Genomic DNA, 21,163 nt, shown 5'->3' with positions numbered 1-21,163 from the left:
CGAAGTTTACTATGAGCCAGAAGTCTACCAACGCGAAAAAAGCACAGCCCAAATCATTCCAATATGACGCTATTGTCATCGGCACCGGCCCCGGTGGTGAAGGTACTGCCATGCAGTTAGCCAAAGCAGGTAAAACGGTCGCCGTGATTGAGCGTTATAGAGCGGTAGGTGGTGGATGTACGCACTGGGGCACTATCCCGTCTAAAGCACTACGTCATTCAGTAAGTCGTTTAATTGAATACAATAACAACCCCTTATTTGGTGAGCTACACGCTACTCACAACTTAACATTTTCCGACATTATGCAGCACGCCAGTGGCGTAATTCATAGTCAAACTCGCTTGCGCAGTAGCTTTTATGACCGTAATCGCGTCACCCTTATTCAGGGCGAAGCCAGCTTCATCGATCAACACACCCTAAAAATTGTGAAGCCTGATGGCTCTCATGATGAAATTACGGCGAAACAAATTGCCATAGCGACTGGCTCGCGACCCTATACACCGAAAGATATCGATTTTACACACCCCCGCATCTATAACTCCGACACCATTTTAGACCTTAATCACCACCCTCAAACCGTTATTATTTATGGCGCAGGTGTTATCGGTACTGAATATGCCTCGATTTTCCGTGGTCTAGGAGTAAAAGTAGACCTTGTGAATATGCGTGACCGTTTGCTGTCATTCCTCGATGCTGAAATTTCTGATGCTCTGAGTTATCACTTATGGAATAACGGAGTTGTAATCCGCCATATGGAAAGTTACGAGTCGGTAGAAGGCCGAGACGACTGCGTGGTTGTTAATCTTGAATCGGGTAAAAAGATGAAAGCCGACTGTTTACTCTTTGCCAACGGCAGAACCGGTAATACAGACATGCTAGGGCTAGAGAACATTGGTTTAAAAGCGGATTCACGTGGTCAGCTTAAAGTAAACAGCAATTACCAAACAGAAATTGAGAATATCTTTGCTGTGGGCGACGTAATTGGCTATCCAAGCTTAGCTTCTGCAGCCTATAACCAAGGCCGATTTGCCGCTGAAGCCATGCTAAAAGGCAAGGCAAATGCACAATTAGTAGAAGATATTCCCACAGGTATTTACACCATTCCAGAAATTAGTTCTGTAGGAAAAACAGAACAAGAACTCACTCAAATGAAAGTGCCCTATGAAGTAGGAAGGGCGCAATTTAAGCATCTCGCTCGCGCGCAGATTGCATCGACTAAGGTAGGAAGTTTGAAAATTCTGTTTCACCGTGAAACGAAAGAGATTTTGGGCATTCATTGTTTCGGTGAACGTGCTTCAGAGATTGTTCACATAGGCCAAGCGATTATGCAGCAACCTGGCGAGAACAATAATATTGAGTATTTCGTTAATACAACATTTAACTACCCGACTATGGCGGAAGCGTATCGAGTAGCCGCACTCAATGGCTTAAACCGGATTTTCTGATCTGGTGGTCAGCCTCTTAAAAACAAAACAACCGGCTGTTGAGCCGGTTTTTTAATTTTAACTTTGCTTATTGCGCTAGAGGCAATTTTAAGTTCATCGCTTGAAGTGCATCACGATGAGCGACAATATCAATCTGCATTTTCTTAGGATCGAATGTCATAGTGGCAATGGCATAATCACCGTTTACGTTGGCAACATCCATCATCTTTTGTTCTACTTTTTTATATTCAACGTTTGCGCTAATTTGACTAGCCATACATTCGCTGTTCACTTCAAAAGTTGTGCGATCCATGCAAGTGAAAAGTTGGTTTTTACCAGACTCTGCATGCGCTACACCGGCAGTGAACAGTAAAGCTAATCCGATTACTAATTTACGCATGATTTTCTCCTGCAATTGTGAACTTCATTGAATGTAAGTATACTGTTAATACTTACAGATCGCAAGAAAAGATCATAGTTGTATGACACTAATATGACAGCAGTGAAATATTTGAGAAATAATATAATTTCGTTACGCCAGCTTTCTCAAGCAGTTGATAACTGTGATGTTTGTAAAAAACACCTTCTTTTTCATCCCAAGCCGATCATTCAAATAAGTGAGCAAGCGCACATTCTTATTATCGGCCAAGCGCCTGGGCTTGCAGCGCATGAATCTAATACGCCTTGGAATGATAAAAGTGGCGAGCGACTACGAGGCTGGTTAGATGTTGACGCCGATGTGTTTTACAACGACCAACAGTTTGCCATTCTCCCTATGGGATTTTGCTTTCCTGGATACAAAAACAAGGCAGACGCGCCGCCTCGACCGGAATGCGCCCCACTGTGGCATAACAAGTTTATTAGCCTTCTAAAACCCGCGCTCACGTTGCTCATTGGTCGATACGCCCAGCAATATTATCTTCCCGAATACAAAACGCTGACCGATGCTGTACAAAAGCACCATGAGCAAAGCAACAACTGTATGGTTTTACCGCACCCTTCAGGCAGAAATAACCGATGGCTACGCAATAACCCTTGGTTCGAAGACGAGATACTTCCCGAACTCAAAAACAAAGTTTCTAAGTTAATTTAAAGCCCAGCAATGTAGTCGCGTATTACTGCTCTTTTTGCTGTTCGGCAAGAAAATTAAGTAACTCATCAAAGGGCATGGGCCGCGCATACAAATATCCTTGCGCTTCATCACACCCTAATTTGATCATATAAGATGCTTGCTCTCGCTTTTCTACCCCTTCGGCAATGGTAATCAACCCGAGTTTATTACCCAGAGTCACGATAGTCTCAGCGATAAACGCACTCTCACCAGGTTTTATGTCACTGACGAAAGAACGATCCACTTTAAGCCTGTCCAACGGTAACTTTTGGAGATAGCTCATCGACGAAAACCCAGTACCAAAATCGTCAATGGCAATAGCCACACCAAATGCTTTTAAAGAGCGCAAAGCGTCGATCACAATTTGAGGCTCGTCCATGACGACACTCTCAGTGATTTCCAGCTCTAATCTGCTTGGTTCACAACCACTGCGCAACAGCGTGTCTTTCACTTTCTGTACGAACCATAAATCTCTGAACTGCGGAATTGACACATTAACCGCTACGCGTATGTCACTGTGTCCAGCTTCATCCAATTGGTTGAGGCGACGACAAGATTCTTCTAGCACCCATTGACCAATCTCTACGATCAAGCCTGAATATTCGGCCAGAGGCACAAATTCGGCGGGAGAAATAAAACCACCATTGCCATCAGGCCAGCGCAATAGGCCTTCCATTCCCACCACTTTTTCACTCACGAGGTCCACTTGGGGTTGAAACCACAACTCCAGTTTTCTAGCGGCAAAATCAGTACGCAATTTACGCGTAAGGTTCAATCTATGGGTAGTTTGCTCTTCAATTTCAGGAGCAAAAAATTCAAAGTTGTCGGTGACATTTTTCTTGGCGCGATTTAATGCAATATTCGCTCGCTTGAGCAACTCCAAGCCTTTTACTCTGTCGCCGTCAACACCGCAAAATCCCAGTGTAACGTTCACCGGCATGGTATTGTCGCCAGCGGTAAAAGAAGATTGAAATAACTCATTGATGGTCGCGGGATTAACTTCAGATTGTGGCCCAAGTAGACCAAATACGTCAGCCGCTATACGCCCTTTCCTCACGCGATCACTAAACGACAACTCCATTCGGTTCGCTACAGCTCGCAGTAAGTCATTACCCACTTCCTGTCCCAAACCATCATTAATATCTGAGAAGTGATTAATATCGACTAGAGCGACACTCATTTTCTGATCTAAGTGAAATTGGCTAGCCCGCTCTAACATATTAATAAATTCATTGCGGTTAGGTAATTTCGTCAACCAATCTCTAAATGCCGCATTGCGCAATTCATGGAAGAGGTAAACATTTTCATAGCCAATAGACACACTCGATATGAACACTTCAAGTAGCTGTTTATCTATGTCATTGAGTGCATCGCTCATGTTCACGTAAACGGCAGCCTCAAACCCAGAACTGTTGATATACAGTACTGAGTAATGATCTTCAAAAATGTGCTTTTTTAGTCTTAAACAACGGTTCACCGTCTCAACAATAGCGGCATTATGTAGGCTTTCTATGCGTTCATTGATGTAAGAGGCAAAGTCTCCTGCCGCTCCTAAAACGTAAACGCCATCGTCTTCTTTGTCGATAACAGAGCCAGCTCTCGCGCAAACAACGCCCTCTGCCTCTAAGCCAATCAGTGAGCTAATTTGTGTGACAATGCCTTCACAAAACCCTTTAATGGAATGCTCTTCCAACAGATTTGCCGCTGAATGAATAATTTTTTGCAGCCCTAAACGGCTCTGATTGATAGTAAGAATTTGTTGATAGGAGCGAATAGAAGAGATAACAGTGGTAAGTAATTTTCCTCGTGTTAACTCAGTCTTGGTTTTATAGTCATTAATATCGTAGGTTTTGATCACTTCTTCTTCGGGAGCAAAACCTGGCTGACCAGTGCGAAGAATAATTCGAGGCTCCGTTAAATGCAGCTCCTCGCGCATGTACTTCACCACGTCCAAACCTGCGATATCGGTCTCCATCACCACATCGAGCAAGATGATTGCGATTTCGTGACCATATTGTTGCAGTAACTTTTTGGCGTCTTCCCCCGAATGGGCATGAATAAAATTTAATTTTCGATCATGAACAATCAGATCGGATAACGCTAAACGTGTAACCGTGTGAATTTCTTCATCGTCGTCGACAATAAGTAAATTCCACTCTCTATATACGTGGCTATCTAACTCGGGGTGGCTATCTTCATCCAGGAAGATCAGTTCATCATTATCGTAATCTGCTTGCGACATGCTCTGCTTGTGTCCAAAATACGCTCAGTAACCATCGTAACCTGAATGTAAAACTTTGCAAAGCAATCTACAGACGCCTTTTTGAAAACATTACATTCAGGTGTACAGCTGAGGTTAACAATACACGATTTATGAAAATAACCAATAACGACAACCCAATACCCACAACAAAAGTGAGTACGGAAAAAACTGCAACAACCGCGTCAGGGGCAAAAGCCGATCTTCCGAAAGAAGTCACATCGTCGCATCAGGCTACCAGCAGTGTTAAACAGCAAATGCATTTGTGGTTCGCTAAAGCGGGAATAAGCCCAGGCATGATTTTTCATGATGAAAAGTCGCGAAAACGTGCGGTTGACCGTCGCCGTGACATTCAAGCAGTACGTGTGATGCAAAACCTCTCTTCTATTTTAGAAAATGCATTAACCGTGTCAGTAGGTGAACCCAGCGCAGAAAAAATGGACCCAGACTGGTTCTTTAATTTTATTCGCATGGCAGAAAACATTCACTCCACACAGATGCAGGAATTATGGGGGAAAATATTTGCAGTAGAAACAAGCCAGCCGGGTAGTTTTTCGCTGCGTAGTTTGGAAACACTGACTAACTTAACCCAACGTGATGCCAAGTTATTCCTACAAGCAGCCAAGTTGGCAAGCCGTCGGCAAGGTGATGGTATTCCTAGATTACTTATTGGCTATCACCAAAAACGCGGGTTGCTCAGCAAACTGTTTAAGCAGAGGCCTGGGCAAGTGAATTTAGGGAATTTCGGTTTATCTTATCCCGACCTACTCGCTCTTATCGATATGAAATTAATTTATGCCAGTGAAATTGAAACCGGTGAATTAGACCCAGAGAAGCGCGTGGTATGGCGTTCGGCCAGCGGTATATTCAACCTCACACCAAGAGGCTCAGGAATGGCGTTGAAATATTATAAGTTTACGTCGGTGGGAGCGGAGTTGTACAAACTGATCAGCCGTCAGGAAAACCCGGAATATCAGGCGGCATTACGCCAAGTTTTGACGCCGGGTTTTATTGTGGAATAGGGAAAGCGATAGCATTAAATGCCATCGCCATCACCAAATTCGTGCAACCCACATTCGCGCTTAAGACCAAAAAAGCGCGTGTCTTGCTCTTCCATGCCTTCCTGCAACGAACGGGTTGTGTGCCAATCACCAATCGACACGTACCCTTCGTCCCATAAAGGGTGATACGGCAATTCGTTGTCTTTGAGGTAGTAATGCAAATCTTTGTTCGACATATCAATAATAGGATACATCTTGAACTGACCTTGCACGCGTTGTAGCACGGGTAAATGCTGGCGCGTGTCAGACTGACTGCGGCGCAAGCCTGCAAACCAGGTTCCCGCGTTGAGCTCTTTCAGCGCACGCTGCATGGGTTCAACCTTGTTCATTTGGTTGTATTGCTCAATGCCTTCAACGCCTTTTTCCCATAGCTTACCAAAACGCGCTTCTTGCCATGCGGCTGTCATTGGCGCTGAGTAAACGTGGAGATTCAAGTCCAACATCTCGGTCATACGATCGATAAATTGGTACGTTTCAGGAAATAAATACCCTGTGTCAGTCAATACGACGGGAATGTCTGCACACTCACGGGTCAGTAAGTGCAACATTACCGCTGACTGCGCCCCAAAGCTCGAAGAGACAATATGCGTGGCGGGTAAGTGTTGGTAGGCCCAACTTACGCGCTCAGCAGGTGTCATAGCTTCAAGCTCTTGGTTAATGCTCGCCAACGAAGCCTTGTCGATATCAATCGACAAGGGTTGGTTTTTGACAGACAGATTACTGGTCATAGAAATCCTGAGCAGAGTTTACAACAGGCGCTACCACACCTGCGCGCACCACAAAATCACCAAACGCTTCGCCAGATTCACGCTCTTTTGACCAACGGCCAATTAAGGTGTCTAGTTCTGCCATGATTTCACGGTCGCTGATATTTTCGCGATACATACGTGGAATTCGCGTCCCTTCTCGGTTCCCGCCTAAATGTAAGTTGTATTTACTTGGGCCTTTACCGACCAAGCCAACTTCAGCCAACATCGCGCGGCCACAACCATTTGGGCAACCTGTCACGCGGAAGATAATACTGTCGTCAGGCAAGCCGTGTTTAGCCAGCAAACCTTCAAGTTCTGTCACTGCATCTGGCAAATAACGCTCGGCTTCTGCCATCGCCAACGGACATGTTGGTAACGCAACACAGGCCATTGAATCTAAACGTTGATTACTTACTTCAGGCAAGATCAAACCATGTTCGCGCGCCAATGCTTCAATCGTTTCTTTTTGCTCAGCTGGCACGCCCGCGATGACCAAGTTTTGGTTCGCGGTCATACGGAAATCACCTTGGTGGATTTTAGCGATTTCACGACAACCGGTTTTCAACGTTTTATTCGGGTAATCAAGAATACGCCCGTTTTCTATGAATACGGTTAAATGGTATTTACCATCGATACCTTCTACCCAACCAAAGCGGTCGCCACGGCCGGTAAATTCGAACTCACGGCTAGGTTCAAACGTTACACCGGCACGCTTTTCAACCTCGGCTTTAAAATTCTCTACGCCAACACGCTCAAGTGTATATTTGGTTTTCGCATTCTTACGGTTAACACGGTTACCCCAGTCTCGTTGTGTAGTTACAACGGCTTCTGCAATCGCTAGCGTGTCTTCAAGTGCTATAAAACCAAAATCATCTGCCTTACGAGGATAAGTAGACTTATCGCCATGGGTCATGGCCAAGCCACCACCGACAAGCACGTTAAAACCAACTAACTGGCCATTTTCGGCTATCGCGACAAAGTTTAAGTCGTTTGCGTGAACGTCAACATCGTTTTGCGGCGGAATCACAACAGTAGTTTTAAACTTACGCGGTAAGTAGTTATCACCTAGAATAGGCTCTACATCAGTGGTTTCGAGCTTTTCACCGTCTAACCAAATCTCTGCATAAGCGCGGGTTTTTGGTAGTAAATGCTCACTGATTTTCTTCGCCCAATCATACGCCTGCTGATGTACTTCAGACTCAACTGGATTAGACGTACACAACACGTTACGGTTAACATCACCTGCCGTTGCAATAGAATCAATGCCCACTTTATTCAGTGTTTGGTGCATTAACTTAATATGTGGTTTTAACACACCGTGAAACTGGAACGTTTGACGTGTTGTGAGGCGAATACTGCCGTACATCGTGTGAGAATCAGCAAATTCGTCAATTGCCAACCACTGTTCAGGGTAGATAATTCCGCCCGGTAAACGTGCGCGAAGCATCACATTGTGCAGCGGCTCAAGCTTTTGCTTGGTGCGCTCTGCACGGATATCACGGTCGTCTTGTTGATACATGCCGTGGAAACGAATCAACTGGAAGTTATCCGCCGTAAATCCACCGGTCATGTCATCTTTCAGATCGTCGGCAATCGTGCCTCGTAGATGACGACTCTGACCTTTAATTCTTTCATTATCAGCGAGTTTGCCCTCTACGATAAAAGGCGATTTTTCATTACTCATTAGTATACATCCTTCTGATAACGTTTCGCTTTGCGCATTGCGAGTAAGTACTGTTTGGCATCCGCATCTGACTTTTCGCCATATTGCGATATAACAGACAACAATGCTGCTTCAACATCTTTAGCCATGTGGTTTGCATCACCACAAACATAAACATGAGCGCCCTCTTCAAGCCACTGGAATACTTCCGCGCCTTGCTCAAGAATGCGATGCTGAACATAAATTTTGTTTTCTTGGTCACGAGAGAACGCCAAGCTCACCTTATTCACTAGGCCGTCTTTCACGTAGGCTTGCCACTCAGTTTGATACAAGAAATCTTGAGTAAAATTAGGGTTGCCGAAGAACAACCAGTTTTTACCCTCTGCACCTTGTACGTCGCGTTCTTGCATAAACGCGCGGAAAGGAGCAATACCTGTACCAGGGCCGATCATGATCACCGGCGTGTCTGGGTTTGCTGGTAAACGGAAGTTATCGTTATTTTCAACAAATACCTCTACTTCACCACCTACTTCTAAACGCTCGCACAAATAGCCTGAAGCGCCGCCTTGATGACGTTTGTCAAAGGCTGTGTAATCCACATGTGCTATTGTTAGGTGTACTTCTTCTTCCACTTCTGCCTGACTTGACGCAATTGAGTACAAGCGCGGCGTAAGGGGACGTAACGCATCAACCAGAGATTGAGCACTGACCTTCGCGGGGTGTTCACGCACAATATCGATAATTTGGCGATCAGCGAGGTACTCACGCAATTTGGCTTTGTCGGCCAACAAATCACCCAACGCAGCACTCTCTGTCGCAGCTTGATAAGCCTGAACAAAACCCGGATAACTGAGTGTCAGCTCCAGCTTGTTCACCAATGCGGCTTTCAATGTTGTTTCTTGTTCACCAGCCGTTACAGTGTCGTCGGCGTTGGTTTGCGTTAACGCGATTATCTCATCAACGAGTGCGTCATCGTTTTTGAACCACACTCCAAGAGCGTCACCAGGTTGATATTGAATACCTGAGTCTTCCAAGCTAATTTCAATATGGCGAATGTCTTTAACTGAATCACGACCTGTAATTTTTTGCGCTTCTACTAAGGTGGCTTTAAACGGCGATTTCTTAGTATACGTTTGTGCAGCGGCTACCGCCTGCACAGCACTACCAGACTGCACTGCAACTGCACCACTCGACGCAGTGAAATCGTCTTTGAGTAATGCCGTGAGTTTTTCACCCCATACCTTAGCAGGCGTTTCATAATCCACATCGCAATCTTCACGAGGCAGTAATGCCGTGCCGCCTAACGCAGCAAGACGCGTATCAAAATCTTTTGCGGTTTGGCAGAAAAACTCGTAACTGGTATCACCTAATCCTAATACCGCATATTTCAAGTCATTTAATTTTGGCGCTTTTTTGCCACCAAGAAACTCATGCAATTCTGCAGCATCATCAGGCGCTTCACCTTCACCATGTGTACTAACAAAAATAACAACATGGGTTTCGCTCTTTAATTGGCGAGGCTTGTAGTCCGCCATATTAATAAGCTTACTGTTGTAACCTGCCGCTTCAACTTGAGCTTGGTAACTCTGGGCCACGCCTTTGGCATTACCCGTTTGCGAGCCGTATAAAATGGTTAGTGTAGGGGTATCTACCGCTGCTGTGGGCGCAGCAGATTGGGCAACAACAGCTTGACCACCTTGACTCGCAGCCAAGCCAGCTAAATACCCACTTACCCACGTAAGTTGGTTTGTATTAAGCCCTGCAATGGCTTGAGTGATAGCATTCCATTGAGGTTCGCTAACGATGGCCCCAGGTGCGCTTTGTGTTGCGTTCTGATTAGGATTTTGTGACATAACTCATTTGCCTTAATTTGATGACACAAGACTAACGAGTTTAATGAAAGAGAGGAAAGAATTAATCCAACTTTTTTATTACTTAAAGTGCTTAAAAGCTCACAAATGCGAACTATTAGCAATTAAAAGAGTAACGAGTGGCAAAATGTTCAATCTCGCCACTCATTACACTGGATGGTATTAGAAGTGAACCTCTACACCCGCGAACACACCGTCGTAGCCAAGGTCGGCATAAACGTCATCAAGATCTTCAATATCCACAGTCACATCGCGATAGCCCAATTGGAAAGTCATATCGACAGCGATGTTATCAAGCAATGAATAAGTTAACGCAACCTGAAAATCACTCAGTTTGTGATCGTCTATCGACAAGTAGCTACCTTCAGCATAAGCACCTAAACCAGTGAAAGGTAAGCCTACCGCTACGCGGCTGTATACCATAGGAACTACACCAGAAAAGTCTTGCTCACCGGTGGTAGTACCGTCGTTGCTGTTTGCGATAAAAGTACCATCGATATACTTCGCATTTATACCCAAATCGAAGCTAACTAAATCGTTATCAAACAATTCATAGTAAAGAATGATGTCTGTCGTGGTTACATCACTTTCAGTATAAATAGATTCGCCAGCCACATAAGTGTTGCCGTCGAACTCAAAGTTAGTATTGATCGTAGTGTCGCCGTCGGCATTTAGCGTGGTACGCGCAAGTTTTACATTAGGTACTAAAGGTACGAAATGCTCTAAAGCCACATAGAACGACGAGTTGGTTTTGTCGTCAAAATCTAAATCTGCGGTGGCATTTTCCGATGCAAAACCGCCCGATGTCGACGTGTTCCACCCTTGTGCACCAGCATAAATGCCTAGTAGCATATCTGCATTGGCCATAGGTGCCATGAGAGTAAAACCTACAGCTGTTGCCAGAATGTGCTTTTTCATAGTGTCCTTATCCTTGATTGAGTAGTTCAGATAGTTCAATTATGGCTGCATTTGCGCGGGAAATATAGTTCGCCATGACTAACGAGTGATTAGCTAGCATACCAAAACCACTGCCATTGAGGATCATTGGGCTCCAAACGCTCTGTTGCGTCGCCTCTAATTCTCGAATAATTTGCTGTAAACTCACTCGTGCATTTTTCTTTTCCAGCACATCAGCAAAATCCACTTCAACGGCTTTCAAAAAATGTAATAGCGCCCACGCTGCTCCTTTCGCTTCATAGAAGTTATCATCCAACTCCCACCAACTTGTTTTGGTTTGTAAACTCAATGGTGTTGGGGTCGATTGGCCTGCCGCGCTGTCTCCAGCCAAATCGGTGTTCACTCGTTCGGCACCAACACTGGCACTGAGTCGTTGCGACAAACTACCTAAGCGTTTTTCCACTTGCTTTAACCATTCTCTCAGGTTGTCAGCACGGGTATAAAATTGGCTCGTGCCCATGCTAGGGTCGGCTAACTCAGCTTGGTACGCTCGTAATAGCTCAATGCCTTTTTCATATTCCGATTCAGCAGAAGGCATAATCCAACTGCGACTATCGATATTAAATTTCGGCTGAGCCTGAACTAAATGCGGGTTTTCAATTGATTGTGATTGTGAGCGGCTGAAATCTTTGCGCATCGACAACACCATATCACGGGTCATTTCCAGCACACCAAATTCCCAACTTGGCATATCGTCTACAAAAATTCCGGGAGGCGTGACATCATTCGACAGGTAGCCACCGGGTTTATCCATGAGTGTATTCGCTACGGTAATAACGGTACTTGTGGTGACATAACCACGAACTTCTTCAACATTTTTATTGGAAAGTTGCGACTGAGCATTAGCTTTAACGTCGAAGGTGGCAGGATAAAAGCTCCAAGCAAAGCCGATAATCCAGAATAGAATAACCAAAAGGAGAGCAGCGCCTCCGATATACTTGATGTTTAAGTACTGTTTCATGACACTCCCTGAAAGCAAATGCCTGGTCGTGTGTGACCAGGCTACTTTTGATTTTTGTACGCTATCTTAGTGTGGCTCGCTCGTTACTTAATTAGTAACGATGCGATGCTTGTACCGTTGGCCGCTTGCGCACAAGAAGATAGATAATTCCGATCAATATTACAGGCCATAATAAGCCAAACCCAGCAAATAACAAGGCAGCGCCTGCGGCAAAAAAGGCAAATATTACCCCGCCAATCACGCTAATGGTGACAATAAAGCCTACAATGACCAGTACCGCTGCAATCGCCGTGAAGACCAACACGCTTTCCATAAACGACAAGTAATGATTTTCCATCAGCATTTCAAAGCCCCAGCACGACTGCGCAACTAACCCCACTCCATTGACCAATAAAATACCTATAATCAATGCAATAAATAGATTTTTCATTAGGTCCCCCTTGGCAACAAAAATACCGCTGCAACATAAAGCGCAAGAGTAATCACAGGCGCCATCACCAAGGCAATAACCGCTAGCACTCTGATCCACAACGCCTTAACTTCAAAATATTTGGCTAGGCCAGCACAAACGCCAGAAATCACTGCGCGCCCCATGCTTCTTGTAATACGGTTTTCAGGAAATACATCTTTCATCGGTTTCACCTCTTTTGATGATGGGGCCCGCCTATCGCGGGCCGCAGGTAACAATGGGGTTAGAGAAAATTAAGCCGCTTTGGCTTTCAGCGCAGCCAACTCTTTTTCAATCACGTCGTCGGCTTCTAATTCACGGAATTGGCTTTCAAGAGACTGAGACTCAGCAGTCAAGTCATAGGCATCGACCTGGGCTTCCAACTCATCAATCCGACGTTCGTAGCTATCGAAACGCGCCATGGCATCGTTCACTTTAGTACTGTGCTCTACTTGCTTCGCTTTTAAACGCACGCCTACGGAGTTTTTGCGTATTGCCATCGCTTTTTGTTTGGCTCTTGCTTCGGCTAATTTTTCATTCAGCCTTGCAGTGTCGTCTTGCAATTTACCCAATGCATCTTCAACCTGAATGGCCTGTGCCTTGAGTTCTTCAACTTTCTGCAATACAGATTGACGCTCAACCAATGCTGCTCGGGCCAGCGACTCTTTGTCTTTCTCAATCGCCAATTGCGCTTTGTTTTGCCATTCCTCTGCCTGCGCTTCCAACTTACTGACTTTGCGGCTTAGGAATTTCTGCTCAGCAATTTGTTTTGCTGCCACAGAGCGAAGTTCAACTAAGGTTTCTTCCATTTCCTGAATAATTAAACGAATAACTTTTTCAGGGTCTTCGGCTTTATCCAACATCGCGTTAATGTTTGATTGGATAATGTCTGACATACGTGAAAACATGCTCATAGTGATTCCTCCATTGGATGCGTGCTTTATTTTGTTCTTTCACACCTTAGACATTACAAGTGACGTGCCAGTTTTTATGCTATTGATTAATATGGTTTTTTTAATTTTTTGTTTTGATGACTGAACAATACTGAATTAGCCAAACCATCAAATAGTGAATATCACCACTCTGTTAGTAAATTTGACCACACTGCTTTTTACTCATTCGGATCGCAAGCTGTGGTAACCAATAACAACAAAGATGAACGAACTTGGATGCCATAGCCGGTTTCTGTACGCTGTTTTAGCACACTACTGATAAGTAAATTGGTACTCGAGAAAAGCGGTAGGAAGCGATTAGGAACGCCGTTAACTGAGCGTAGTAAAAGATGGATGGAGGCTTGGTAATAAAAAATGCAGAAAGTTTAGGAAGACTTTCTGCATTTCGAAGGAGGGGCAAATGCTATTCGATTTGGTCGTTTAAACCACATTCGCCCTTTGATGATGACGGTTGCGCTAATGGCAATAAAAATGACTGGTGTTAACAGTAAGGCCAGTAACGACACAGACTGCGAGAACAACCCAGGCATGATTATTCAACTTCTGTCGCGCTATCTTTTTCTTCTTGCTCATTAACGGCAAGTTCTTTAATAGTTACTTTGCCTTCTACTTTTTCGTTCGCTTCAACGGTAAAAAAGTGTGTGGTGTTAGCAACGGCTTGCTCGACTTCGTATTGCATTTCAGTGGCAGTCACAGATACAGCAGAACTGATAAAATTGCTCAACACGTTTTCAATTGTGTTTTCTTGAGCCGACGCAGAAGCGCTTACAGACAATCCAGATACAACAACAGCAGCAGCGATAATTGATGAAAATTTCATGGTGTTTCCTCTCTATAGTTTTTAAGTTAAGTGGCACTGTTTGCTGTGCCGTGTTGCACTCTTTAAGTACACTTGACTTATAGCGAGAGGTGTGCCAAATTTTTAATTCATTGATTTATATGAATTTTATTAAATTTCATCAAAAACCTGAAACAGTACAAAAATCAAACAAACCAAGAGTTGGTCAATTTGACACTCAAGGTTAGTAAATTTAACCAACCTTGGTGGATTGAAACGCCTCAACTTGTTTTTGCGCTTTTAGTACTTCATCTAACGCACGCAATAACAGTTTGTCTTTCGGCCCAGGGCCAGTGCCATTTTGGCTTAAATAGCGCCGCCAGATACGCCCACCCGCTTGACCTTGGAACAGGCCCAACATGTGTCGCGCCGCATGCCATGGACGAAAACCTGGTGTCGCGTGATTATCAATATAGTCTTGCATGGCTAGCACGATGTCTTGTCGAGTCATGACTGTTCTATCATCTTGATATAACTGCTGATCAACACCCGCGAGCAAGTAAGGGTTAGAATAGGCCTCTCGACCGACCATCACGCCATCTAACTTTTCTAGATGTGTGGCACAATCGGCAAGCGTTTTCACACCACCATTTAAAGAAATGTTCAGTTCAGGGCGAGCCTCTTTGAGTTGATAAACTCGCTCGTAATTAAGCGGTGGGATTTCACGGTTCTCTTTTGGGCTTAACCCCTGCAACCAAGCTTTACGCGCGTGCACGATAAAGGTATCGCAACCGCCCTCAGCAACAACATCAATAAAACGGCTAAAATCTTCATATTCATCCATATCGTCAATGCCAATGCGGCATTTCACGGTAACAGGAATATCAACGGCCTCTTGCATTTTCGCTACACAAGCAGCCACAACTTCAGGTTGTGCCATTAAACAAGCGCCAAAACTGCCGTTTTTTACCCGGTCGGAAGGACAGCCCACGTTGATATTCACTTCGTCGTAACCGCGCGCTTGAGACATTTCAGCACAACGAGCCATATCATCAGGATCACAACCACCAAGTTGCACCGCAACTGGATGCTCTTCTTGGTTAAAAGCCAAGTAATCACCTTTACCGAAGATCAAGGCCCCTGTAGTTACCATTTCCGTATAAAGTACAGCGTGTTTAGAGATAAGACGTAAGAAATAACGACAGTGCTGATCCGTCCAATCCAGCATGGGTGCCACGGAAAAGCGGCGATCGAGGGAATGATTAATCATCGTGGAGGACTTTATAGAAGTAGTTGTCACTGTGTTTCTCTCTGTACGTTTCGAACATCTGCATATCGGCACTTTGCCAATTCGCAGCGCAAGATTTTACCACAGATACCAACCAAAACTAAAAAGGCTCACAGCATATTTTTTGATCCCGCCAAGCCCATCTAGATGATTGACCAACAAAGGTTTACGCCCTTTTATGCAACAAGGCTCAACCCGGCAGCCAATATAAAAGCAATACTGCCGAGTAATGTTTCCATTACGGTCCAGCTTTTTAAGGTGGTTTTTTCGTCCATATTTAACAATCGCGATACCAGCCAAAAGCCTGAGTCATTGAAATGAGACAATACCGTCGCGCCACCTGCGATAGCAATCACGATACAACACAAATCGATGGCAGAAAGCCCCGTGGTGGCGGAAACCACAGGAGCCATTAACGCTGCTGTGGTAGTCAGTGCCACAGTTGCTGAACCTTGTGCTACGCGAATACAAGTGGCAATCACAAATGCCGCGACAATCACTGGCATCCCCGTGTCTGACAACAATTGCGCCAAGGCTTCACCAATCCCACTGCTTCTCAATACCCCACCAAACATGCCACCAGCTCCAGTGACTAAAACTACGGCGCAAATAGGGCCGAGTGAGTCAGAGCAAAGCTGCTCTAACTTTGCACGCCCAACCTGTCGCGCAAACATCACTAAACACAGCATAAGCGTAATCAATAAGGCAATAGGCGTTTTACCTAGCATTCTCAATATATTGACCCAGTTAGCGTCATCAGAGACAACGCCTATGGTTTGCAAGGTGTTAAAGCCTGTGTCGAGAAATATTAAACAAACTGGCGTAATAAGAATTGCTAACACTGATGAGAATCGAGGCCGTTTTGATACGGTTTCCCCCTGTGATGAAAACAGCGCTGGCAAAGGAACGGTGAATTTGTTGCCCGCGTATAAACCATATAAATACCCCCCCAAATACCAGGTTGGTAAGGCGATAATACCACCAATAACGAGCAACAGTCCCATGTCTGCTCCGAGCAATTCAGAGGCAGCAACTGGCCCTGGATGTGGTGGAACAAAAGCATGCATTACGGCAAAAGCGCCAGCGGAGGGAAAGGCATATTTTAATGGTGAACCACCAAATTTATGCGCCACACTCATTAAAATGGGCATCATGACAATAAGCCCAGCATCAAAAAAGATAGGAAAGCCAAACAATAAAGACGCGATACCTAGCGCAAATGGCGCTTTCTCTCTGCCGAAGCGATTGATGAGTCCATCGGCTAGAACCGCTGCACCACCTGTCACCTCTAACAGCTTGCCTATCATGGCACCCAACCCCACCAATAAAGCAACTGATGCCAGTGTTCCACCAAAGCCCGACAACATCACTGGCACCACGTGGTCATAAGGCACACCGGCTACTAAGGCGGTGGTAAAACTCACAAGTATCAAAGCAGGAAAAGCATGAACCCGTAACCAAAGAATTAGTACGAGCAGCGCGACAATGGCGAAAACGCCCGTCGATAATAAGTAACTGGGTTCAGAGATGTGTGAAATTGGGTCCATGACTACCCCATTTATTATATTTTGGTTATTTTATGGATGACACTGTAACCGGTAACATGTTATTAAAAAAGCAACATAGATACATTTTTTTAACAATGACGTATTTTTATATCATTGAGGAAATATGAAAGGAACCAGTATTGTTGTAATGGGTGTGATGGGCAGCGGCAAAAGTACGATTGGCGTTGCCCTTGCCAATGCGCTCAACGCAAAATTTATTGATGGTGATGACCTCCACCCCAAAGCTAATATTCTGAAGATGGCTGCGGGCACCCCGCTCAATGATGACGACCGTGCCCCTTGGTTAGAACGCATCAGCGATGCGGCATTCAGTATTGAGCATAAAAACGAGGTCGGCGTTATTGTATGTTCAGCACTTAAAAAGCGCTATCGCGACCAAATAAGAAACGGCAATCACAAAGTGCGATTTGTTTACTTGGAAGGAACAGAGCCGTTACTGGCCGACCGACTAAGTCACAGACAAGGCCACTTTATGAAACTCGACATGTTGCGCAGTCAACTGAGTACGTTAGAACGCCCACAAGATGATGAAAAAGATGTGATTACCATCGCGATAGATGCCACAGTGAATGACATCGTGACTTCAGCACTCAAACAGCTACAGATAACTTAACGCATTTAGTCTCATTTTCGTCTGCATGTAACCCATTTCATTTGCTGTCATTCACCAGCAGAATTCGGGGATTCCTCTTGTATTGATGGTTTTGCAAACAACTTTTGTTATTGTGATTTTTCATAAAAGAAAATAACAAAAGTTTTACATATAGTAAAAGAAACAACAGGCAGGGACCCCAAAATGAAGATCAATGCAATCTCCCGTGTAGTCGCGGGCACAGTACTCTCTTTATCATTATTTAACAATGCATTAGCAGCAGACAATCAGCTAAGTCTCGCAGAGAAATCTGACGGTTGGTCGTTACTCTTTAACGGCAAAGATTTCAGTGGTTGGCACAATTTTAAGGCCGATAATGTAAGCGAAAAATGGGTGATTGATAATGGCGCCATGAAGTTAACCGAAGCCGGAGCTGGTGACTTAGTATCAAATAAGCAATATGAGAACTTTATTCTCAAATTAGAATGGAAAATCTCTGAAGGTGGTAATAGCGGTATATTCATTCTGGCCGATGAAACTGGCAAAACAATTTATGCCCATGCGCCTGAAATTCAAATTCTCGACAATGAAAAAGCCCACGACAACAAAATCGATACTCATTTAGCTGGCTCGCTTTACGATATGGTTGCAGTTCATCATTCAGCGCTAAAACCGGCTGGAGAATGGAACCAGGTAACGATTTCACTGCAAGACAAACTCCTACAGATCGAACAAAACGGCGTGATGACCACAACGGTAGTAATAGATAGCTCTACATGGAAAAACCTTGTAGCCAATAGCAAGTTTGCTAATTGGGAAGGTTTTGCCGCTAATTCCAGTGGCGCAATAGGGCTGCAAGATCACGGTAATGTAGTGTGGTTTAAAAACATAAAAGTTAAGGAGCTAAAATAATGGCTGCGCCCTATGAGGTAGTGATTGTTGGCTCTGGTGCTGGCGGTGCCATGGCTGCTTATGAACTCACTCGCCAAGGGATTAAGGTACTCATGCTAGAAGCGGGACGTGATTACGACCCGAGAACCGAAACGCCCATGTTTAAACGCAAAGGCGAAGCGCCACTGATGGGAACGGGTAACAAAGACAAAGACTTTGGCTTTTACGATGCCACTGTCGATGGCGGTTGGACTGTACCAGATGAACCTTACACATCTGCCGACGGCAGTGAGTTTTTATGGTGGCGCGCACGAATGCTCGGCGGAAGAACAAACCACTGGGGGCGTTATTCATTGCGCTTTAGCCAGCATGACTTTAAAGGTAAAAGTCGAGATGGGTTGGGCGCCGATTGGCCGTTTGATTACAAAGATATAGCGCCTTGGTATGATAAAACTGAAGCACTGGTGGGTGTTTGTGGCAAAAACACTGGCCTTGATGATATGCCGGATTCAGCAGAAGGCGTATTACAACCCCCTCCCAAACCAAGAGTAACTGAACTATTGGTTGCGGCCGCGGCCAAAAAAGAAGGGATTGAAATGGCACATATGCACCGTGCTGTTTTAACCCAAAATATGGAGAACCGAGCTAAGTGCTTCTATGCCACACCTTGTGGCCACGGCTGTTCAATCGGTGCTGCATTTCAAACCACCACGTCGTTAATTCCAATGGCGAAGGCTACGGGGAACTTAACGGTGATCACCGATGCCATGGTGCGTCAAGTCCACACCAACGCATCTGGTATCGCCAACAGTATTACCTATGTCGATAAAAAAACGGGGCAAGACATTACCCTAAATGCCAAAGTTGTTATTCTCGCCGCCAGTGCATGTGAATCAGCCCGTATCTTGCTGAACTCGAAAAGCGAACAACACCCCAAAGGCCTAGCTAACTCAAGCGGACAAGTGGGTAAAAACTTAATGGATTCTACCGGCGCCAATATGGGCGCTTATGTGCCCGCTTTACGCAGCCGTCCTCGCTACAACGAAGATGGACACACCTCTAACCATTTGTTTATTCCATGGTGGGGGCACGAAGCGCAAGCCAAAGGCGAGTTAGATTTTCCGCGAGGTTACCACTTTGAAATAGGCAGCGGATTTCGTGAACCTGGCGCATGGGTAGCGGGCAACTTTGAAGGCTATGGCACAGCATTAAAAGATGAAGCTAAAGCGGCATATGGCTCTTATATTGGCTTCGCATTGCGGGGAGAAATGGTCCCCAACGACGATTGCTACATGGAAATCGACGACACAGTTAAAGACAAATGGGGTATTCCCGTTTCTAAATTTCACTGGAAATGGTCTGAGCACGAATTGAAGCAAATCAAGCACGGTTTCGAAACCGCAAAAAAAATATTCGCCAACATGGGCGCTGACATCGGCGATATTCCCGAACCCGAAAAGGCTATTTTAAAAGGCGGTGAAATCATTCATGAAGTTGGCACAACGAGAATGGGGGCCGATCCCAAAGATTCTGTCACCAATGAATGGGGGCAAAGTTGGGATTGTAAGAACCTGTTTGTAATGGACGGCGGCGTGTTTGCCTCAAACCCACATAAAAACTGCACCTTAACCATTCTGACTTTGGCTATGCGCAATTCGAATTGGCTTGCCACACAGTTAAAACAGGGAGCGCTTTAAAATGAGCCAATCAAAGGACGAGTACCAGTATTTACCCAAGATCACGCGTCGCCAATCACTCAAATGGTTGGGAGCATTAGCCGCAAGTACTGCCCTCCCCGGGTTAACAACATACGCCAATGACAAGCCCACACCAGTCGCCGACACCAACGGCCATTGGCCCGAAGTGAAGCTACCGCCTATAACGGCCAAAGGCTACGGTAAAGATCCCAATATGATAATGCCACCGACGTCTCCGTGGCCGCGAACGTTAACACCGCAACAACTCACATTAGTGGCAGTACTGTGTGACTACATAGTACCGAAAGATGGCAATCAACCATCGGCTTCTTCGGTTGGCGTACCGGATGTGGTTGATGAATGGGTGAGTTCTCCGTATGAAAATCAACACCGCGATCGCCTCACTATTTTGAGCGCTTTGGCATGGCTGGATGATGAAGCCGAAATTCGCGGAGGTACGTCATTTATAAAACTGCCAAAAACCACACAAATAGCGATTCTTGACGATATAGCCTATTGGGGCACTGCGCCACAATTTAGCAAGATTTCACACGCGTTTTCGCGCTTTCGGTCTCTGGTATTAGCCGCTTACTTCTGTACGCCTCAAGGCACAGAGGAAATAGGATACATGGGTAATGTGCCTATTGCGGGTGACTACCCAGGCCCGACACCCGAAGCCTTAGCGCACCTCAAAACGGTACTGGATGAGCTTGGCCTGAGCCAATATCAATTTACAGGCTGAACGACGAGCTGCACAAACAAAAAACCGCGTTTAAAAACGCGGCAGATTGATGATAAACCCCTCTTTTTTCAGAGGGGTTTATTTTTTCTAGCAGCCGAAGGCTGCGATCGCGATATTTTTTATAGCAGCTTTATTGTTCGAGTGTTGGG

Annotated in this window: 20 protein-coding genes; 7 read left to right on the top strand and 13 right to left on the bottom strand. The window is 45.1% G+C overall.

Annotated features, from left to right (window positions below; all coding sequences use genetic code 11):
* Positions 1-11: 11 nt before the first annotated feature.
* Positions 12-1,445 carry a Si-specific NAD(P)(+) transhydrogenase gene (gene sthA / locus ACXAH6_RS18755; protein WP_474879336.1) on the top strand — a complete coding sequence of 478 codons (1,434 nt, stop codon included), beginning with the start codon at positions 12-14 and terminating at the stop codon, positions 1,443-1,445.
* A gap of 67 nt (positions 1,446-1,512) precedes the next feature.
* Here sthA and ACXAH6_RS18750 read toward each other — a convergent pair whose 3' ends face one another.
* Positions 1,513-1,824, bottom strand: a complete 312-nt coding sequence (locus tag ACXAH6_RS18750) for a pyridine nucleotide transhydrogenase (RefSeq protein ID WP_474879334.1) — start codon at positions 1,822-1,824, stop codon at positions 1,513-1,515.
* 102 nt (positions 1,825-1,926) lie between these two features.
* On the opposite strand from ACXAH6_RS18750, the gene ACXAH6_RS18745 reads away from it, so the two are divergent.
* A complete protein-coding gene (locus ACXAH6_RS18745) occupies positions 1,927-2,517 on the top strand; it encodes a uracil-DNA glycosylase family protein (protein WP_474879345.1) in 591 nt (196 codons plus the stop codon).
* Positions 2,518-2,539: 22 nt separating this feature from the next.
* On the opposite strand, the gene ACXAH6_RS18740 is transcribed toward ACXAH6_RS18745, so the two are convergent.
* Positions 2,540-4,777: a bifunctional diguanylate cyclase/phosphodiesterase gene (locus tag ACXAH6_RS18740; protein WP_474879332.1), complete on the bottom strand. Its 2,238-nt coding sequence runs from the start codon at positions 4,775-4,777 to the stop codon at positions 2,540-2,542.
* A 131-nt stretch (positions 4,778-4,908) separates the two neighbouring features.
* On the opposite strand from ACXAH6_RS18740, the gene ACXAH6_RS18735 reads away from it, so the two are divergent.
* A complete protein-coding gene (locus ACXAH6_RS18735; RefSeq protein ID WP_474879330.1) occupies positions 4,909-5,817 on the top strand; it encodes a TIGR03899 family protein in 909 nt (302 codons plus the stop codon).
* A gap of 14 nt (positions 5,818-5,831) precedes the next feature.
* Here ACXAH6_RS18735 and ACXAH6_RS18730 read toward each other — a convergent pair whose 3' ends face one another.
* The 11 genes from ACXAH6_RS18730 to ACXAH6_RS18680 form a co-directional block, all read right to left on the bottom strand.
* Positions 5,832-6,584, bottom strand: a complete 753-nt coding sequence (locus tag ACXAH6_RS18730; protein ID WP_474879328.1) for a phosphoadenylyl-sulfate reductase — start codon at positions 6,582-6,584, stop codon at positions 5,832-5,834.
* Entirely contained in the window at positions 6,574-8,289 is a 1,716-nt protein-coding gene (cysI, locus tag ACXAH6_RS18725) for an assimilatory sulfite reductase (NADPH) hemoprotein subunit (protein WP_474879327.1), read from the bottom strand. Before cysI ends, ACXAH6_RS18730 begins: the two co-directional genes overlap by 11 nt.
* Positions 8,289-10,121, bottom strand: coding sequence for an assimilatory sulfite reductase (NADPH) flavoprotein subunit (locus ACXAH6_RS18720; RefSeq protein WP_474879325.1), 1,833 nt, complete (start codon positions 10,119-10,121; stop codon positions 8,289-8,291). Before ACXAH6_RS18720 ends, cysI begins: the two co-directional genes overlap by 1 nt.
* A gap of 180 nt (positions 10,122-10,301) precedes the next feature.
* The gene (locus ACXAH6_RS18715) at positions 10,302-11,057 is read right to left on the bottom strand and encodes a TIGR04219 family outer membrane beta-barrel protein (RefSeq protein ID WP_474879324.1); all 756 of its coding nucleotides are present in this window, start codon (positions 11,055-11,057) and stop codon (positions 10,302-10,304) included.
* 7 nt (positions 11,058-11,064) lie between these two features.
* The gene (locus ACXAH6_RS18710) at positions 11,065-12,057 is read right to left on the bottom strand and encodes a DUF2333 family protein (RefSeq protein WP_474879322.1); all 993 of its coding nucleotides are present in this window, start codon (positions 12,055-12,057) and stop codon (positions 11,065-11,067) included.
* A gap of 91 nt (positions 12,058-12,148) precedes the next feature.
* On the bottom strand, positions 12,149-12,487 hold the full coding sequence (locus tag ACXAH6_RS18705) for a hypothetical protein (RefSeq protein WP_474879320.1): 339 nt from the start codon (positions 12,485-12,487) through the stop codon (positions 12,149-12,151).
* Entirely contained in the window at positions 12,487-12,690 is a 204-nt protein-coding gene (locus tag ACXAH6_RS18700) for a PspC domain-containing protein (protein ID WP_474879318.1), read from the bottom strand. Before ACXAH6_RS18700 ends, ACXAH6_RS18705 begins: the two co-directional genes overlap by 1 nt.
* 69 nt (positions 12,691-12,759) lie before the next feature.
* A complete protein-coding gene (pspA, locus tag ACXAH6_RS18695) occupies positions 12,760-13,419 on the bottom strand; it encodes a phage shock protein PspA (protein WP_474879316.1) in 660 nt (219 codons plus the stop codon).
* A gap of 571 nt (positions 13,420-13,990) precedes the next feature.
* On the bottom strand, positions 13,991-14,278 hold the full coding sequence (locus ACXAH6_RS18690) for a hypothetical protein (RefSeq protein ID WP_474879315.1): 288 nt from the start codon (positions 14,276-14,278) through the stop codon (positions 13,991-13,993).
* Positions 14,279-14,489: 211 nt separating this feature from the next.
* Positions 14,490-15,506 carry a tRNA dihydrouridine(20/20a) synthase DusA gene (dusA, locus tag ACXAH6_RS18685; protein ID WP_474879313.1) on the bottom strand — a complete coding sequence of 339 codons (1,017 nt, stop codon included), beginning with the start codon at positions 15,504-15,506 and terminating at the stop codon, positions 14,490-14,492.
* A gap of 194 nt (positions 15,507-15,700) precedes the next feature.
* Positions 15,701-17,071: a GntP family permease gene (locus ACXAH6_RS18680; RefSeq protein WP_474879312.1), complete on the bottom strand. Its 1,371-nt coding sequence runs from the start codon at positions 17,069-17,071 to the stop codon at positions 15,701-15,703.
* 124 nt (positions 17,072-17,195) lie between these two features.
* On the opposite strand from ACXAH6_RS18680, the gene ACXAH6_RS18675 reads away from it, so the two are divergent.
* The 4 genes from ACXAH6_RS18675 to ACXAH6_RS18660 all read left to right on the top strand — a co-directional run bounded on the left by ACXAH6_RS18675 (position 17,196) and on the right by ACXAH6_RS18660 (position 21,014).
* Positions 17,196-17,705 carry a gluconokinase gene (locus ACXAH6_RS18675; RefSeq protein ID WP_474879311.1) on the top strand — a complete coding sequence of 170 codons (510 nt, stop codon included), beginning with the start codon at positions 17,196-17,198 and terminating at the stop codon, positions 17,703-17,705.
* Positions 17,706-17,888: 183 nt separating this feature from the next.
* Entirely contained in the window at positions 17,889-18,596 is a 708-nt protein-coding gene (locus tag ACXAH6_RS18670) for a 3-keto-disaccharide hydrolase (RefSeq protein WP_474879309.1), read from the top strand.
* Positions 18,596-20,272, top strand: coding sequence for a GMC family oxidoreductase (locus ACXAH6_RS18665; protein WP_474879307.1), 1,677 nt, complete (start codon positions 18,596-18,598; stop codon positions 20,270-20,272). Before ACXAH6_RS18670 ends, ACXAH6_RS18665 begins: the two co-directional genes overlap by 1 nt.
* Position 20,273: 1 nt before the next feature.
* Complete coding sequence (locus ACXAH6_RS18660; protein WP_474879306.1) at positions 20,274-21,014, top strand: gluconate 2-dehydrogenase subunit 3 family protein; 741 nt, start codon at positions 20,274-20,276, stop codon at positions 21,012-21,014.
* Positions 21,015-21,163 lie beyond the last annotated feature (149 nt).

Source organism: Alteromonas sp. ABE4_545 (assembly GCF_056161325.1).
The sequence above is the reverse complement of the archived record's forward strand: the minus strand, read 5'-3'. Positions and strand labels throughout refer to the sequence as shown.

What these genes read in the sequence shown, in the direction of transcription:
- sthA (WP_474879336.1), top strand. Translation starts at nt 12, where the DNA reads ATGAGCCAGAAGTCTACCAACGCGAAAAAAGCACAGCCCAAATCATTC.
- ACXAH6_RS18750 (WP_474879334.1), bottom strand. Translation starts at nt 1,824, where the DNA reads ATGCGTAAATTAGTAATCGGATTAGCTTTACTGTTCACTGCCGGTGTA.
- ACXAH6_RS18740 (WP_474879332.1), bottom strand. Translation starts at nt 4,777, where the DNA reads ATGTCGCAAGCAGATTACGATAATGATGAACTGATCTTCCTGGATGAA.
- ACXAH6_RS18735 (WP_474879330.1), top strand. Translation starts at nt 4,909, where the DNA reads ATGAAAATAACCAATAACGACAACCCAATACCCACAACAAAAGTGAGT.
- ACXAH6_RS18730 (WP_474879328.1), bottom strand. Translation starts at nt 6,584, where the DNA reads ATGACCAGTAATCTGTCTGTCAAAAACCAACCCTTGTCGATTGATATC.
- cysI (WP_474879327.1), bottom strand. Translation starts at nt 8,289, where the DNA reads ATGAGTAATGAAAAATCGCCTTTTATCGTAGAGGGCAAACTCGCTGAT.
- ACXAH6_RS18720 (WP_474879325.1), bottom strand. Translation starts at nt 10,121, where the DNA reads ATGTCACAAAATCCTAATCAGAACGCAACACAAAGCGCACCTGGGGCC.
- ACXAH6_RS18715 (WP_474879324.1), bottom strand. Translation starts at nt 11,057, where the DNA reads ATGAAAAAGCACATTCTGGCAACAGCTGTAGGTTTTACTCTCATGGCA.
- ACXAH6_RS18710 (WP_474879322.1), bottom strand. Translation starts at nt 12,057, where the DNA reads ATGAAACAGTACTTAAACATCAAGTATATCGGAGGCGCTGCTCTCCTT.
- ACXAH6_RS18705 (WP_474879320.1), bottom strand. Translation starts at nt 12,487, where the DNA reads ATGAAAAATCTATTTATTGCATTGATTATAGGTATTTTATTGGTCAAT.
- ACXAH6_RS18700 (WP_474879318.1), bottom strand. Translation starts at nt 12,690, where the DNA reads ATGAAAGATGTATTTCCTGAAAACCGTATTACAAGAAGCATGGGGCGC.
- pspA (WP_474879316.1), bottom strand. Translation starts at nt 13,419, where the DNA reads ATGAGCATGTTTTCACGTATGTCAGACATTATCCAATCAAACATTAAC.
- ACXAH6_RS18690 (WP_474879315.1), bottom strand. Translation starts at nt 14,278, where the DNA reads ATGAAATTTTCATCAATTATCGCTGCTGCTGTTGTTGTATCTGGATTG.
- dusA (WP_474879313.1), bottom strand. Translation starts at nt 15,506, where the DNA reads ATGATTAATCATTCCCTCGATCGCCGCTTTTCCGTGGCACCCATGCTG.
- ACXAH6_RS18680 (WP_474879312.1), bottom strand. Translation starts at nt 17,071, where the DNA reads ATGGACCCAATTTCACACATCTCTGAACCCAGTTACTTATTATCGACG.
- ACXAH6_RS18675 (WP_474879311.1), top strand. Translation starts at nt 17,196, where the DNA reads ATGAAAGGAACCAGTATTGTTGTAATGGGTGTGATGGGCAGCGGCAAA.
- ACXAH6_RS18670 (WP_474879309.1), top strand. Translation starts at nt 17,889, where the DNA reads ATGAAGATCAATGCAATCTCCCGTGTAGTCGCGGGCACAGTACTCTCT.
- ACXAH6_RS18665 (WP_474879307.1), top strand. Translation starts at nt 18,596, where the DNA reads ATGGCTGCGCCCTATGAGGTAGTGATTGTTGGCTCTGGTGCTGGCGGT.
- ACXAH6_RS18660 (WP_474879306.1), top strand. Translation starts at nt 20,274, where the DNA reads ATGAGCCAATCAAAGGACGAGTACCAGTATTTACCCAAGATCACGCGT.